We start from the raw sequence: 14,871 nt of genomic DNA, 5'->3' as shown, positions 1-14,871 counted from the left end.
CTGTCTCGGTGTCTTGGGCATTCGCTCGAGCGAGTAGCAGACAACGCGCCTTGTTAGCGCTAACATCGCCAGTATTGGCAAGCCGGACATAGACCGTCCAATACTGAAAAATTACTTTTATATGCGTTTTGGTTTTTAAGAAGGATCGAGCCTTGAGCGAAGAAAAGCCCCGCAAACGCCGTGGCGCCGGTCGCGTGACCCTCAACGCGGTGGCGCGCCAGGCCGGTGTTTCGGCGATCACCGTGTCGCGCTACTTCAACCAGCCGGAACAGGTCTCGCCGGAACGCCGCGAACGGATCGCTGCGGTGGTCGCCGAACTGGGTTATGTGCCGAATCTGGTGGCCGGCGGGCTCGCCTCGGCGCGGGGGAAAATCGTCGGCATGGTGATCCCGAACATCTCCGGGCCGATCTTCGCCAACACCATTCAGGGCTTCAGCGACACCCTCAGCCGTCACGGCTATCAGCTACTTCTGGCCTCGAGTTACTTCAGCACTGAACAGGAAGAAAACGCCGTGCGGGCGTTCCTCGGCTGGTCGCCGGCGGCGCTGGTGGTGACCAGCCACTTCCACAGCGCGGGCACGGAAAAGATGCTCGCCGAGGCGGATATTCCGGTGGTCGAAACCTGGGATTACCAGCCGGAGCGCGAGCCGATGCAGATCGGCTTTTCGCACTTCGAAGTGGGTGTCAGCACCGCTCGTTATCTGCACGGCAAAGGCTATCGGCGAATCGCGTTCGTGCAGAACAGCGCACCCGGCGACTTCAGCGCACTGGAGCGCCGCGACGGTTATGCGGCGACCGTGCGTGAGCTCGATTTGGAGCCTTGGGTGTTCGCACCGGACGCCGATCGCGCCCCGTTCGAGGCCGGCAAGCAAGCGATGGAAGCGCTGATGAATGCCTCACCGCGCCCCGACGCGATCATCTTCGCCAACGACAACCTCGCCGCCGGCGGCCTGCTGGCCGGACAACGCGCCGGCCTCAACATCCCCGAAGACTGCGCCGTCCTCGGCTTTGGCGACTACCCGTTCGCCGAGATGCTGCTGCCGAGCCTGAGCACGATCAAACCGCCGGCGCTGGAGATCGGCGTACTGGCAGCGACGCGGGTGCTGGAAAGCCTTGGCGTGTTGCCGAGCGATGAGGTGCAGCGGCTGAACCTGCTGCAGTGCACGGTCATTGAGCGGGAAAGTACCTGACGAATATGGCGTGGGCGGGTTTGGCTATGCTCTAAATGAAACCGAGGTGGCGCCTTCGCGGGCTTGCCCGCGAAATCGTCCGATCAAACACCGCACATCCCGCAGGCACATCCATGCACACCGCAATCATCATCTTCTTCGGCCTGATCCTGCTGGCGCTGATGTTTTACATCGGCGAGCGCATCGGCTTCAGTCGGCAGACGCTGGCCTATGGTTTCGCGGCGTTGTGGCTGGCGTTGACGGTGATCAATGGTGCGGTCGGTGTGGTCCACGCCGGGCAGCCGTTGGGTTCGGAGATTGCGATCGGCAGCGCCGTTTATGGCGTGCCGCTGGCGGCGATGGTGTTGTTCATGGTGCTGAGCGCCGAGACCTGAATCGTCCCGGCGCCCTGCCCCGATCAACGCACCAGATGCAGGAACTGCATGTGCCGTTCGTACTGGTCGAGGATGTCGTTGATGATCTGCTCTTTCGTGTAACCGACCAGATCGTAGTCCTGACTGCCCTCGCTCAAGTGCACTTCAGCGCGGTAGTAGCGGCGATTGTTGAGCTGCTTGGAGCCCATGCCGCCACGGGCGAACGACGGCGTGAAGTAGCCGCGCATCTGCACCTGGTAGATGAACGGGTGCTGTTCACCGTGACCGATTTCCAGGCTGACGCTGTCGTGCGCCGGATCCGGTTGGGTGACCACGTTCAGGCCTTTCTCGGCGAACACGGCCGTCACTTCTTCGATGGCCGGTTTCACCGTGGTGTCCATGAAGCGGTACACCTCGTCGCGCGATGGGAAGTGCACGGCCTGGCTCAGACGCTGACGCCAGCCGCCCTTGCCCCGCCGTGAACCGGACACCGGCGCCAGCGAATGCAGTTGCGCGATCTGCTTCTGCGACTCCAGGTAGAACGCCTTGTGCAGGCCCCACATCATCAGCAGCAGAATCAGCGAGAACGGCAAGGAGGTGAGCACTACCGCCGACTTCAGCGCATCGATGCTGCCGGAGAACAGCAGCGCACTGGTCACCAGCGCGGTCATCGCACCCCAGAACACCCGCAGCCATTTCGGCCCGTCTTCATCCGGGTTGCCGCCCTTGGCCGACAGGGTCGAGAGCACCACGGTGCCGGAGTCGGCGGAGGTGACGAAGAACACGAAGCTGATGAACACCGTTACCGCGATGACAGTCTTGCTCCACGGATAGGTTTCCAGCAGCAGGTAAAGGGTCATCGACGGGTTGTCGAGGGCCGACATGCCAAGTGCCGACATACCGTGATTGAGCACCTGGTCGATGGCGCTGTTGCCGAAGATCGACATCCACGCCAGGGTGAAACCGAGCGGAATCAGCAACACGCCGAAGACGAATTCGCGGATGGTCCGACCACGGGAAATCCGTGCGATGAACAGGCCCACGAACGGCGACCACGCGATCCACCAGGCCCAGTAGAACACCGTCCAGCCGCCGAGCCAGTCGCTCGGTTTGTCGTAGGCGTAGAGGTCGAAACTCTTCATCGGCAACGCGCCGAGGTAGTCGCCCAGATTCTGGATCAGGGTGTTGAGCAAATGCTGGGTAGGGCCGGCGAACAACACGAACAGCAGCAGCGCACAGGCCAGCAGCATGTTGATGTCGGACATGACCCGCACGCCTTTATCCACACCCGAGACGGCGACGATGATCGCCGCGCCCATCATCAGCGTGATCAGGCCGACCTGAATCCACTGGGTGTGGGCGATGCCGAACAGATAGTCCAGACCGGAGTTGAGATGGAGCACGCCGAAGCCCATGTCCGCACCGAGGCCGAACACCGTGGCGATGATGCCGAAGCCGTCCACGGCGTAGCCGATGGGGCCGTTGATGCGCTTGCCGATCAGCGGGTACAGCGCCGAGCGCAGCGCCAGCGGCAGGTTATGCCGGTAGGCGAAATACGCCAGCGCCATGCCGACAAAGGCGAACACGCCCCAGCCGTGCAGGCCCCAGTGCAGAAAGAGAATCTGCATCGCCTGACGCGCCGCCTCCGGGGGGCCAGCCTCGCCTTGGGGCGGCTGAAGCATGTGGGTCAGCGGTTCGGACACGCAGAAGAAAAACAGCGTGATGCTGATCCCGGCGGCGAACAGCATGCCGGCCCAGGACAGGTAACTGAATTCGGGTTCGTCGTGGTCGGCACCGAGCTTGATCTTGCCGTAGCCCGATAACGCGGTGACCACCACGAAGACCAGATACAGGGTCATCGCGAGCATGTAGTACCAGCCGACCGTATTGGCCGCCCAGTTTTGCGCTTCGAGAAGCCAGGCGCCGGCCTGTTCCGGCATGGCGATGACCGTCAGCCCAAACAGCAGGATCACCGTCGCGGCGAACCAGAACACCGGCGGATTCATGCGCACCAGACCGCTGGCGGGGGTGGACGATGCACTCATGAACGGTGCACCTCAAGGGGTTGGAAAATGGCTGAAATGATCGGACTCAGCAAAGGCAAGCCTCCTGTTGTGAGCGGGCAGCGAACCGCCGGTTTAACTTGAATGAACGTTCAAGTTAAACATGGATAGTACGCTCAGGACTAATCGCAGGGCTCAGCGGTACCTTTCGTACGCTAGCTCAAGGTTGGGTATGACGGGGGTTTGGGCGGATTCGTTCAGTGGAAAAATCAAAGTCAAAAGCGCCCTCACCCTAACCCTCTCCCGGGGGGAGAGGGGACTGATTGGGGGATGCTTGAGAGTTTCGCCGACCTGATCTTGCTGTACCGAATCCATAATCGACTGGTTTTTTCAGATCGATGTATAGGCCCCCTCACCTCAGGGAGAGGGACTGATTAGGGGATATTCAAGAAATACGCCGACGTGAAAGTGCTTCGCTGAATCCATAATCGACTCGGTGTTTCAGGTCGATGTACAGCGCCAGACACCTCGGTCGGCTCCCTCTCCCTCCGGGAGAGGGCTGGGGTGAGGGTGGCTTTTGATGTTTTACTTCTGCGTCCCGTCATCATGCTGCAGGTTGGCCTGAGTCAGGTTGCACCCGGCCGGCACGCTGCGGGTCAGCCACACATTGCCGCCGATGGTCGAGCCTTTGCCAATGGTGATCCGTCCGAGGATCGTCGCCCCGGCGTAAATCACCACGTCGTCCTCGACGATCGGATGGCGTGGATGGCCTTTCTGCAACTGGCCGTCCTCGTCCGCCGGGAAGCGTTTGGCGCCGAGGGTTACCGCCTGATAAATCCTGACGCGCTCGCCGATGATCGCGGTCTCGCCGATCACCACACCCGTCCCGTGGTCGATGAAGAAACTGCGGCCGATCTGCGCGCCCGGGTGAATATCGATGCCGGTCGCCGAGTGGGCGATTTCCGAACTGATCCGCGCCAGCAACGGCAGGCCCGCGCGATACAAATGGTGAGCCAGACGATGGTGAATCACCGCCAGAATCCCCGGATAGCACAGCAGCACTTCATCGACGCTGCGCGCCGCCGGATCGCCGTGGTAGGCCGCCAGCACATCGGTGTCGAGCAGGCTGCGCAGGCCCGGCAGCGCGAGGGCGAAATCCTGGATGATCCTGATCGCCTGCGCCTCGACTTCAGTGTCGGCCTGAGCACTGTGACGGGCGACGTAACGCAGTTCGAGTCGTGCCTGGGCCAACAACGCATTCAGCGCGACATCGAGGGTATGACCGACGTAAAAATCCTCGCTCTCTTCACGCAGATCCACCGGCCCCAGCCGCATCGGAAACAGTGCGCCGCACAGGGCTTCAAGGATCTGCGCCATCGCATCGCGGGACGGCAATTCGCGTCCGCCCTGCTCTCCGGAAGCACGGCCATTTTGTGCCCGCCACTGATCCCGCGCAGTACGCAGCTGGCTGACGATGGTCTGCAATTGCCAATGGCTGGAACGCTCGCTCACGGTAAAGACTCCTCACGGGCGGCCGGACTGTCTGGCCGCGTCAACGGCGACTACTTTACGGCAAGCCCACCGGGGCGAATTAAGAACCGATAGTGCTGGCTTAAGCACATTTGGCTATAAGCGATTGGCGGTTGCCCCGGTAAATCGGCGTGCCTATAGTCCTGACATCTCCTTGCATCAGTACGGAACCATGTCCACACAACCGATCAAACAACAGCTGGACCGCTTTAACCGCCTCGACCTGCTCGGCCAACCGACCCCACTGGAAAAACTCGAGCGCCTGTCCACCTGGCTCGGCCGCGATGTCTACATCAAGCGTGATGACCTGACGCCGCTGGCCATGGGCGGCAACAAGCTGCGCAAGCTCGAATACCTCGCCGCCGATGCCCTCGCCCAAGGCGCGGACACCTTGATCACCGCCGGCGCACTGCAATCGAACCACGTTCGCCAGACCGCAGCGCTGGCCGCGAAACTGGGTCTGGGCTGCGTGGCCCTGCTGGAAAACCCGCTGGGCACCGATGACAGCAACTACACCGGCAACGGCAATCGCCTGCTGCTGGACCTGTTCGACACCAAGGTCGAGCTGGTCGACAACCTCGACAACGCCGACGAACAACTGGCCGCCCTCGCCGTGCGCCTGCGCAGCAACGGCAAGAAGCCGTATCTGGTGCCGATCGGCGGCTCAAACGCCCTCGGCGCGCTGGGTTATGTGCGTGCCGGCCTGGAACTGGCGGAACAGATCAAGGACACCGGCCTGCAATTTTCCGCCGTGGTCCTGGCCTCGGGCAGTGCCGGCACTCACAGCGGTCTGGCGCTGGCGTTGAGTGAAGCCCTGCCACAACTGCCGGTGATCGGCGTGACGGTGTCGCGCAGCGAAGAAGATCAGCGCCCGAAAGTCCAGGGCCTTGCCGAACGCACTGCCGACCTGCTGGGCGTGGCGCTGCCGGACAGCTTCAAGGTCGAGTTGTGGGACGAATACTTCGGCCCGCGCTACGGCGAGCCGAATGCCGGAACCCTGGCGGCGGTGAAACTGCTGGCGAGTCAGGACGCCGTGCTGCTCGATCCGGTCTACACCGGCAAGGCCATGGCCGGGTTGCTCGACGGCATCGGTCGCGGGCGTTTCGACGACGGTCCGATCATCTTCCTGCACACCGGCGGCGCCCCGGCGCTGTTTGCGTACAAGGATTTTCTCTGACGCGCTCGTTCCCACGCTCTGCGTGGGAATGCATCCCGGAATACGAAAAACACATATTCCACACATGAATAACAAACGGAAAATTCATTATTTTCCATTCTAAAAGAACCGTCATATAGTCTCGCCGCAGGCGAATTTCGCGAGAGACGCATAAGCTGCTTTAAGGCAGGATAGCGCTGTCGTCCAATTCCCGGATTCGCCAACTTTCTTTAAGCGTCTTCCATAAGAAAACACAGGGGCTTGTCATGATTCTTTCCGCACTACGTCGAAATCTGCTGGTAGGTTCGCTGGGCCTGGCACTGAGCGCCGGTCTGATCAGCAACGCCGTTGCCGGTGAGCAACTGCAACAGATCAAGGACAAAGGCGTTATCAACGTCGGCCTGGAAGGCACTTACCCACCGTTCAGCTTCGTCGATGCCGACGGCAAGCTGTCGGGTTTCGAAGTCGAGCTGTCCGAAGCCCTGGCCAAGAAGCTGGGCGTGAAGGCCAAGATTCAGCCGACCAAATGGGACGGCATCCTCGCGGCCCTGGAATCCAAGCGTCTGGACGTTGTGGTCAACCAAGTGACCATCTCCGACGAGCGCAAGAAGAAGTATGACTTCTCCGAGCCCTACACCATCTCCGGGATTCAGGCGCTGGTGCTGAAGGACAAGGAAGCTGCGCTGAACATCAAGTCCGCCGCTGACCTGTCCGGCAAGAAAGTCGGCGTAGGCCTGGGCACCAACTACGAACAATGGGTCCGCGCCAACGTGCCGGGGGCCGACGTGCGCACCTACGACGATGATCCGACCAAGTTCGCCGACCTGAACAACGGCCGTACCGACGCGATCCTGATCGACCGTCTGGCTGCACTGGAATACGCCAAGAAAGCGCCGAAAACCGTCGCCGCCGGTGAAGCCTTCTCGCGTCAGGAAGCCGGTATCGCCCTGCGCAAAGGCGAGCCTGAACTGCTGGCCGCCGTGAACAAGGCCCTCGACGAACTGCGTGCCGACGGCACCCTTGAGAAGCTGTCCAAGAAATACTTCAACGCTGACGTCACCCAATAATGGAAGAAGCTTTCCAACTCGCTCTGGACTCCGCGCCCTTCCTGTTGAAGGGCGCGTACTACACGGTAATCCTCAGCCTGGGCGGCATGTTCTTCGGCCTGCTGCTGGGCTTTGGCCTGGCGTTGATGCGCCTGTCGCGCTTCAAGTCGGTCAGCTGGCTGGCCCGCATCTACGTGTCGTTCTTTCGCGGCACGCCGTTGCTGGTCCAGCTGTTCGTGATCTATTACGGCTTGCCGCAAATGGGTCTGGAACTCGACCCGCTGCCGGCGGCGCTGATCGGCTTCTCGCTGAACATGGCCGCCTACGCCTGTGAAATCCTGCGGTCCGCGATCGGTTCGATCGAACGCGGCCAGTGGGAAGCCGCTGCGAGCATCGGCATGACCCGCGCGCAGACCCTGCGCCGGGCCATCCTGCCGCAGGCCATGCGCACGGCCTTGCCGCCGCTGGGCAACAGCTTCATTTCGCTGGTCAAGGACACCGCACTGGCCGCCACCATTCAGGTGCCGGAGCTGTTCCGTCAGGCACAGCTGATTACCGCCCGGACTTTCGAAGTCTTCACCATGTATCTTGCCGCCGCGCTGATCTACTGGATTCTGGCCACGGTGCTGTCGCACTTCCAGAACAAGTTGGAAGAGCGGGTCAATCGGCACGACCAGGAGTCCTGACCCCATGATTGTCGTGGAAAAACTGACAAAGCAGTTCAAGGGTCAAGTCGTGCTCAACGGCATTGATCTGGAGGTGAAGGAAGGCGAGGTCGTGGCAATCATCGGCCCCAGCGGCTCGGGCAAGACCACGTTCCTGCGTTGCCTGAACTTCCTCGAGCAACCCACCAGCGGCCGGATCAAGGTCGGCGAGATCGAGATCGATACCAGTCGCCCGCTGAACCAGCAGCAGAGCCTGGTGCGCAACCTGCGCCAGCACGTGGGCTTCGTGTTCCAGAACTTCAACCTGTTCCCCCACCGCACCGCGCTGGAAAACGTCATCGAAGGCCCGATCGTGGTCAAGAAGACGCCTCGCGATGCAGCCATTGCCCTGGGCAAGAAGCTGCTGGCCAAGGTCGGCCTGGCGGGCAAGGAAGACGCCTACCCACGGCGCCTGTCCGGTGGCCAGCAACAGCGCGTGGCGATCGCCCGGGCGCTGGCGATGGAGCCGGAAGTGATCCTGTTCGACGAGCCAACCTCGGCCCTCGATCCGGAGCTGGTAGGTGAAGTGCTGGCGACCATCCGCGGCCTCGCCGAGGAGAAACGCACCATGGTGATCGTCACCCACGAAATGGCGTTCGCCCGTGACGTGGCCAACCGCGTGGTGTTTTTCGATAAAGGCGTGATCGTCGAACAAGGTGAAGCGAAAGCGTTGTTTGCCAATCCGCAAGAAGAACGCACTCGACAGTTCCTCAGCAAGTTCAGAAACAACGGCTGACCTGCAAACTTCCCCGAATACAAACTTCCATGGACGGAAGTTTCGCTTACACCCTCCCCAAATAAAAACTTAATCAAGTGACTGCATTACATATATATGTCCTGCAACAGTCTCCCCCGCGATTAAAGTTCGTCCCCTCCAAATTTCCAGCTGTACAAACCGACCGACGGCAGAGCAATAAAATCCGGCAAAAGCTGTGGCCCGATTCGCTATGGAGAATAGGTAGAGTGCCTTATCCGCGTAGGAAGCTTCTGATAAATCCGTAATTCTTCAATTAAATAATCCTGTCCGTTGACATGCCATTCGGCGAACTTTTATCTAGTCACTCATCGCAACCCGCTACATCAACAAGACCCAATAACGACTGGCCGAAAGATCCTGTTCTTATTACCAGGCAATTCTGGCCTTTTGAACTTTCAGAAACGGATTTCGCTGCAAGGCTTCAAGGAGAGGATTTCATGACCCGCACTTCGCACATCCCCGAACTGGCCGCGCCGAGCCTGGCGCCATCCCAAAACCACGGCATCAACCTCGCAGCAGCGGCTCATCTGCTGGTCGATGTGCCGCCCTACCCGGACATGGACATCGGCGATCTGATCGAACTGTTCTGGAACAACTGCTATGTCGCCTCTCACGTGCTGACAGCGCAGGACGTCGCCACCCCCGTCAATCTGCGTGTGCCGGAGAGCTTTATCGCCAGCGGTCCGTCTCGCATCCACTACCGGGTCATGCGGGTGGGTCACGGGCCATCGCTGTCGGCGGCGGCGCGCGTCACGGTGAAACTCGACTGCCCCGGCGGGCAGCCCCCCGCGGTGTGTGGTGACGAAAACCAGCAACTGGCCCCTGTGACCCTGCCCGAGACCATTCGCCGTCAGGGGGTCAACGCGAACCAGATCAAGCGTGGCGTACCACTGACCATCGAGCCGTACCTGAACATGGCTGAAGGCGATGCCATCACCCTGCGCTGGGGCGATGTACGGATGGATCTGGCGCGCATCACCACGGCCGATATCGACAAGCCGATTCAGGTCTGGGTGCCGCCGGCGATCATCACCGAGGCCGGCGAGGACCTGCGGCTGGATGTGACCTACTGCATCCTCGACCGGGTCGGCAACAACTCGCGCTGGGCGCCGCCGCGAACACTGAAGATCGGTTGTGTGAATCCCTACCTCAAGGTGCCGCTCAAGGAAACGCTGAAGGCCGCAGAGCACCGAAAAAAAATGACACACCTCGCTCGGCGAGAGGCGTCCTCCCTCGCCGCCGCGAACTTAACCAGACGGACCACGCCCCCTTCTATACATATTCCTAAAAGTTAGTTTATTTAAATTTTATACGCGCTTAGGGTATATGAACCGGACCACCGGACATTCTTTCGTTCGCCGCACTTTTGCGGCGTTTTTCATGAGATGTGAGGTAGGTAACATGGTCCGGAACACAATCACCCCAGTGCGGATCGCCAGGGCATTGCGTGTAGCCAAGGAGCGGCACTGATGTCCAGTCTGGCAGACGCAAACGTCCAGAGTGACCTGGATATCGCCCCGTTGTTGTTGCCCGCACAAGTGCTGCGCAACGACGCTCAAGCCATCAAGGCCGCCCATGAGCTGGCGCAGGTCGCCCGCGTGCAGGCCGCCAAACGTGACCGTCAGCGCAAGCTGCCGTGGTCGGAAATCGAACAGTTCACCCGCAGCGGCCTCGGCAGCATCGCGATTCCGCGCGAGTACGGCGGCCCGCAGGTTTCCTTCGTGACCCTGGCCGAAGTGTTCGCGATCATTTCCGCGGCCGACCCGGCACTGGGACAGATCCCGCAAAACCAGTTCGGCATCATCAACCTGATCCTCGGCAGCGCCACCGAACAGCAGAAAAAACAACTGTTGCAGAGCGTGCTCGAAGGCTGGCGCATCGGTAATGCCGGGCCTGAACGCGGCACCAAGGACACCCTGGAACTGAAAGCGCGCATCACCGCTGACGGCGATGACTACGTGATCAACGGCCAGAAGTTCTATTCCACCGGCGCCCTGTTCGCCCACTGGGTGGCGGTCAAGGCGCTCAACGATGACGGCAAGCAAGTCCTGGCCTTCGTCCGTCGCGGCACGCCGGGATTGCGCATCGTCGATGACTGGTCCGGTTTCGGCCAGCGCACCACCGCCAGCGGCACGATCCTGTTGAACAACGTGCGGGTCGATGCCGGCCTCGTGGTGGACAACTGGAAGATCAACGAAAAGCCCAACACCCAAGGCGCGGTGTCGCAGCTGATTCAGGCCGCGATCGACGCCGGCATCGCCCGTGGCGCGATCGATGACGCCATCGAATTCGTCAAGACTCGCGCCCGGCCGTGGATCGACGCCAACGTCGAACGCGCCAGCGACGATCTCTACGTGATCGCCGATATCGGCAAACTGAAAATCGAACTGCACGCCGCTGAAGCGCTGCTGCGCAAGGCCGGGCAGGTGCTGGATCAGGTGCACGCCGCGCCACTGACCGCCGAATCCGCCGCCCGCGCCTCGATTGCCGTGGCCGAAGCCAAGGTGCTGACCACCGAGATCTCGCTGCTGGCCAGCGAAAAACTCTTCGAACTGGCCGGCAGCCGCGCGACCCTCGCCGAATTCAACCTCGACCGTCACTGGCGCAACGCCCGGGTGCACACCTTGCACGACCCGGTGCGCTGGAAGTACCACGCGGTCGGCGCCTATCGCCTCAACGGCAAGTTGCCGGCTCGCCATTCCTGGATCTGACGACCCGAACACTTTTGACCAGATCTCTGGAGAAACACATGACTCTTTCCCATCCCGTCGCGCTCATCACCAGCGACGAGCAAGCCCTGATCGTCGCCAGCGACCTGGCCGAAGATTTCCAGCGTGACAGCAACCTGCGCGACCGCGAACGCCGCCTGCCGCTGCCGGAGCTCGACGTGTTTTCCCGCTCCGGCCTGTGGGGCATCAGCGTGCCCAAGGAGTACGGCGGCGCCGGCGTATCCAACGTGACCCTGGCCAAAGTCATCGCCCTGATTGCCCGGGCCGACGGCTCGCTGGGGCAGATTCCACAGAACCATTTCTATGCCCTGGAAGTGCTTCGGGTGAACGGCAGCCACGAGCAGAAACAACGGCTGTACGCCGAAGTCCTCGCCGGTCAGCGCTTCGGCAACGCCTTGGCAGAGCTGGGCACCAAGACCGCCCACGACCGTGTCACCAGCCTGAAACGCGACGGCAGCGGTTATCGCATCAACGGTCGCAAGTTCTATGCGACCGGTGCGATCTACGCCCAACGGATTCCAACGTCCGTAGTCGATGAAAACGGCGTGCAGCAGTTGGCCTTCGTCCCGCGCGATAGCAAAGGCCTGACCGTGATCGACGACTGGAGCGGCTTCGGCCAGCGCACCACCGGCAGCGGTTCGGTGGTGTTCGAAGACGTGTATGTCGCTGCCGAAGATGTCATCCCGTTCCAGAGTGCTTTCGAGCGCCCGACCCCGGTCGGCCCGCTGGCGCAGATCCTTCACGCCGCCATCGACACCGGCATCGCCCGCGCCGCTTACGAAGATGCACTGCACTTCGTGCGCAGCAAGACCCGGCCATGGATCGATTCGGGTAACGACAAAGCCACCGAAGACCCGCTGACCCTCAAGAGCTTCGGCCACCTGAGCATTCGCCTGCACGCCACCGAAGCCCTGCTCGAACGCGCCGGCGAATTCCTCGATGCGGCCCAGGTCGAGACCAATGCCGAGACGGTTGCAGCGGCCTCGATTGCCGTCGCCGAAGCACGGGCGATCAGCACCGAAATCTCCCTGGCCGCCGGCAGCACCCTGTTCGAACTGGCCGGCAGCCAGGCCACCCTGATCGAGCACGGCCTCGACCGCCACTGGCGCAACGCCCGGGTGCACACCCTGCACGACCCGGTACGCTGGAAGTATCACGCGGTGGGCAATTACTACCTCAACGATGAAAACCCTCCGCTGCGAGGGACCATCTGATGAGCAAGAAAAAGATCCTGCTCAATGCGTTCAACATGAACTGCATCGGCCACATCAACCATGGGCTGTGGACCCATCCCCGCGACACCTCGACCCGATACAAGACCATCGAATACTGGACCGAACTGGCGCAACTGCTGGAGCGCGGGCTGTTCGACGGGCTTTTCATCGCCGACATCGTCGGCGTGTACGACGTCTATCAGAACTCGGTGGACGTCACCCTGAAAGAGTCGATCCAGCTGCCGGTCAACGATCCGTTGCTGCTGGTATCGGCGATGTCCGCGGTAACCAAAAACCTCGGTTTCGGCCTGACCGCCAACCTCACCTACGAGCCCCCATATTTGTTCGCCCGACGCATGTCGACCCTCGATCACCTGAGCCGTGGACGGGTGGGCTGGAACATCGTCACCGGCTATCTGGACAGCGCCGCCAAGGCCATGGGCCTCAGTGAACAGGTCGAGCACGACCGGCGTTACGACCAGGCCGACGAGTACCTCGAAGTGCTCTACAAACTCTGGGAAGGCAGCTGGGAAAACGGCGCGGTGCTCAACGATCCGCAGCAGCGGATCTACGCGCAGCCGGACAAGGTGCACAAGGTCGAACACAAGGGCGAGTTCTATCAGGTCGAGGGTTATCACCTGTGCGAGCCGTCGCCGCAGCGCACGCCGGTGCTGTTCCAGGCCGGCAGTTCGGATCGCGGTCTGCTGTTCGCCGGGCGGCATGCCGAGTGCGTGTTCATCAGCGGTCAGAACAAGCCGTCGACCAAGGTGCAGGTGGACAAGGTCCGCGCCAGCGCCGTCGAGGCGGGGCGCAATCCCGAGGACATCAAGGTGTTCATGGGCCTGAACGTGATCGTCGGCGAGACCGAAGAAGCGGCCTGGGCCAAGCACGCCGAATACCTGAGCTACGCCAGCGCCGAAGCGGGCGTGGCGCACTTTTCGGCGTCCACTGGCATCGACTTTTCCCAATACGAAATCGACGAGCCGATCCAATACGTCAAAAGCAACGCGATCCAGTCCGCCACCAAGAACCTGCAGAACAACGACTGGACCCGGCGCAAGTTGCTCGACCAGCACGCACTCGGCGGGCGCTACATCACGGTGGTCGGCTCGCCGCAACAAGTGGCGGATGAACTGGAATCGTGGATCGCCGAAACCGGCCTCGACGGTTTCAACCTGACCCGCATCGTCACCCCGGAAAGCTATGTGGATTTCATCGATCTGGTGATTCCGGAGCTGCAACGACGCGGTTCGTACAAGACCGCATACGACAGCGGCAGCCTGCGGGAAAAACTGTTTCACGGCGAAGCGCATTTGCCGCAGCAACACACCGGCGCCCACTACCGACACTCCTCCTCGCACTGACTGGAAAACCACCATGACCAAGAAGCTCCTGTCCCACCCAGTCAAAGCACTGGCCCTGGCCTTCGGCCTGTTCAGCTCGGCGGTGTTCGCCGCCGATGCTCCGTTGAAAATCGGCACCACCGCCGCCTTCGCGATTCCGCTGGAAGCGGCCGTCGAAGAGGCCTCCAAACAAGGCCTGAAAGTCGAGCTGGTGGAATTCACCGACTGGATCGCGCCGAACGTCAGCCTCGCCGCCGGTGACATCGACGTGAACTACTTCCAGCACATCCCGTTCCTGGAAAATGCCAAGGCCGCCTCCGGTTTCGACCTGGTGCCATTCGCCCCGGGGATCATCAACAACGTCGGCCTGTACTCGAAGAAATACAAAAGCTTCGACGAGCTGCCGGAAGGCGCCAGCGTCGCCATTGCCAACGACCCGATCAACAGCGGACGCGGTCTGCAACTGCTGGCCAAGGCCGGTCTGATCACCCTCAAACCGGGCGTCGGCTACAAGGCCACCGAAGACGATATCGTCGCCAACCCGAAGAAGATCAAGATCCTGCAAGTCGAAGCCGTGCAACTGGTGCGCGCCTACGATGACGCCGATCTGGTCCAGGGCTACCCGGCCTACATCCGTCTGGCGAAGACCTTCGATGCGGGCTCCGCGTTGCTGTTCGACGGCCTCGACCACAAGGAATACGTGATTCAGTTCGTGATCCAGCCGAAGAGCAAAACCGACCCGCGCCTGATCAAGTTCGTCGACATCTACCAGCATTCGCCGGCCGTTCGCGCCGCACTGGATAAGGCCCACGGCAAGCTGTACCAGGCCGGCTGGGAAAGCTGAGG

At 61.4% G+C, this 14,871-nt stretch carries 13 protein-coding genes; 11 read left to right on the top strand and 2 right to left on the bottom strand.

Going from position 1 to position 14,871, the window contains the following annotated elements; genetic code table 11:
* Window positions 1-152 precede the first annotated feature (152 nt).
* Together GQX66_RS10535 and GQX66_RS10530 are read left to right on the top strand one after the other, a co-directional pair.
* Window positions 153-1,190 carry a LacI family DNA-binding transcriptional regulator gene (locus GQX66_RS10535; protein WP_240868729.1) on the top strand — a complete coding sequence of 346 codons (1,038 nt, stop codon included), beginning with the start codon at window positions 153-155 and terminating at the stop codon, window positions 1,188-1,190.
* 113 nt (window positions 1,191-1,303) lie between these two features.
* Window positions 1,304-1,564, top strand: coding sequence for a hypothetical protein (locus tag GQX66_RS10530; protein ID WP_007952727.1), 261 nt, complete (start codon window positions 1,304-1,306; stop codon window positions 1,562-1,564).
* 23 nt (window positions 1,565-1,587) lie between these two features.
* Here GQX66_RS10530 and betT read toward each other — a convergent pair whose 3' ends face one another.
* Together betT and epsC are read right to left on the bottom strand one after the other, a co-directional pair.
* Window positions 1,588-3,549 (bottom strand): choline transporter BetT, encoded by a 1,962-nt coding sequence (betT, locus tag GQX66_RS10525; protein WP_240869031.1) that lies wholly within the window; start codon window positions 3,547-3,549, stop codon window positions 1,588-1,590.
* A gap of 582 nt (window positions 3,550-4,131) precedes the next feature.
* Window positions 4,132-5,058 carry a serine O-acetyltransferase EpsC gene (epsC, locus tag GQX66_RS10520; RefSeq protein WP_007952730.1) on the bottom strand — a complete coding sequence of 309 codons (927 nt, stop codon included), beginning with the start codon at window positions 5,056-5,058 and terminating at the stop codon, window positions 4,132-4,134.
* A gap of 190 nt (window positions 5,059-5,248) precedes the next feature.
* Between epsC and GQX66_RS10515 the strand changes: the two genes are divergently transcribed.
* The 9 genes from GQX66_RS10515 (at window position 5,249) to GQX66_RS10475 (ending at window position 14,869) form a co-directional block, all read left to right on the top strand.
* The gene (locus tag GQX66_RS10515; protein ID WP_007952732.1) at window positions 5,249-6,253 is read left to right on the top strand and encodes a D-cysteine desulfhydrase; all 1,005 of its coding nucleotides are present in this window, start codon (window positions 5,249-5,251) and stop codon (window positions 6,251-6,253) included.
* A gap of 245 nt (window positions 6,254-6,498) precedes the next feature.
* Window positions 6,499-7,299, top strand: coding sequence for a cystine ABC transporter substrate-binding protein (gene tcyJ, locus GQX66_RS10510; protein WP_085746332.1), 801 nt, complete (start codon window positions 6,499-6,501; stop codon window positions 7,297-7,299).
* A complete protein-coding gene (tcyL, locus tag GQX66_RS10505; RefSeq protein ID WP_085746331.1) occupies window positions 7,299-7,964 on the top strand; it encodes a cystine ABC transporter permease in 666 nt (221 codons plus the stop codon). The genes tcyJ and tcyL overlap by 1 nt, the downstream gene beginning before the upstream one ends.
* Window positions 7,965-7,968: 4 nt before the next feature.
* A complete protein-coding gene (gene tcyN / locus GQX66_RS10500; protein WP_085746330.1) occupies window positions 7,969-8,718 on the top strand; it encodes an L-cystine ABC transporter ATP-binding protein TcyN in 750 nt (249 codons plus the stop codon).
* Between the two features lie 458 nt (window positions 8,719-9,176).
* Window positions 9,177-10,034, top strand: coding sequence for a hypothetical protein (locus GQX66_RS10495; protein WP_240868726.1), 858 nt, complete (start codon window positions 9,177-9,179; stop codon window positions 10,032-10,034).
* Between the two features lie 174 nt (window positions 10,035-10,208).
* Complete coding sequence (locus GQX66_RS10490; protein WP_085746329.1) at window positions 10,209-11,450, top strand: SfnB family sulfur acquisition oxidoreductase; 1,242 nt, start codon at window positions 10,209-10,211, stop codon at window positions 11,448-11,450.
* Between the two features lie 38 nt (window positions 11,451-11,488).
* Window positions 11,489-12,682, top strand: coding sequence for an SfnB family sulfur acquisition oxidoreductase (locus GQX66_RS10485; protein WP_240868723.1), 1,194 nt, complete (start codon window positions 11,489-11,491; stop codon window positions 12,680-12,682).
* Complete coding sequence (locus GQX66_RS10480; RefSeq protein WP_129973805.1) at window positions 12,682-14,046, top strand: LLM class flavin-dependent oxidoreductase; 1,365 nt, start codon at window positions 12,682-12,684, stop codon at window positions 14,044-14,046. The genes GQX66_RS10485 and GQX66_RS10480 overlap by 1 nt, the downstream gene beginning before the upstream one ends.
* A 13-nt stretch (window positions 14,047-14,059) precedes the next feature.
* Window positions 14,060-14,869 carry a MetQ/NlpA family ABC transporter substrate-binding protein gene (locus GQX66_RS10475; protein WP_007952748.1) on the top strand — a complete coding sequence of 270 codons (810 nt, stop codon included), beginning with the start codon at window positions 14,060-14,062 and terminating at the stop codon, window positions 14,867-14,869.
* Window positions 14,870-14,871: the final 2 nt, after the last annotated feature.

It is taken from the genome of Pseudomonas sp. B707 (assembly GCF_022496685.1).
Lineage (GTDB): Bacteria > Pseudomonadota > Gammaproteobacteria > Pseudomonadales > Pseudomonadaceae > Aquipseudomonas > Aquipseudomonas paraglycinae.
This window is presented reverse-complemented; position numbering and strand designations above follow the sequence as displayed.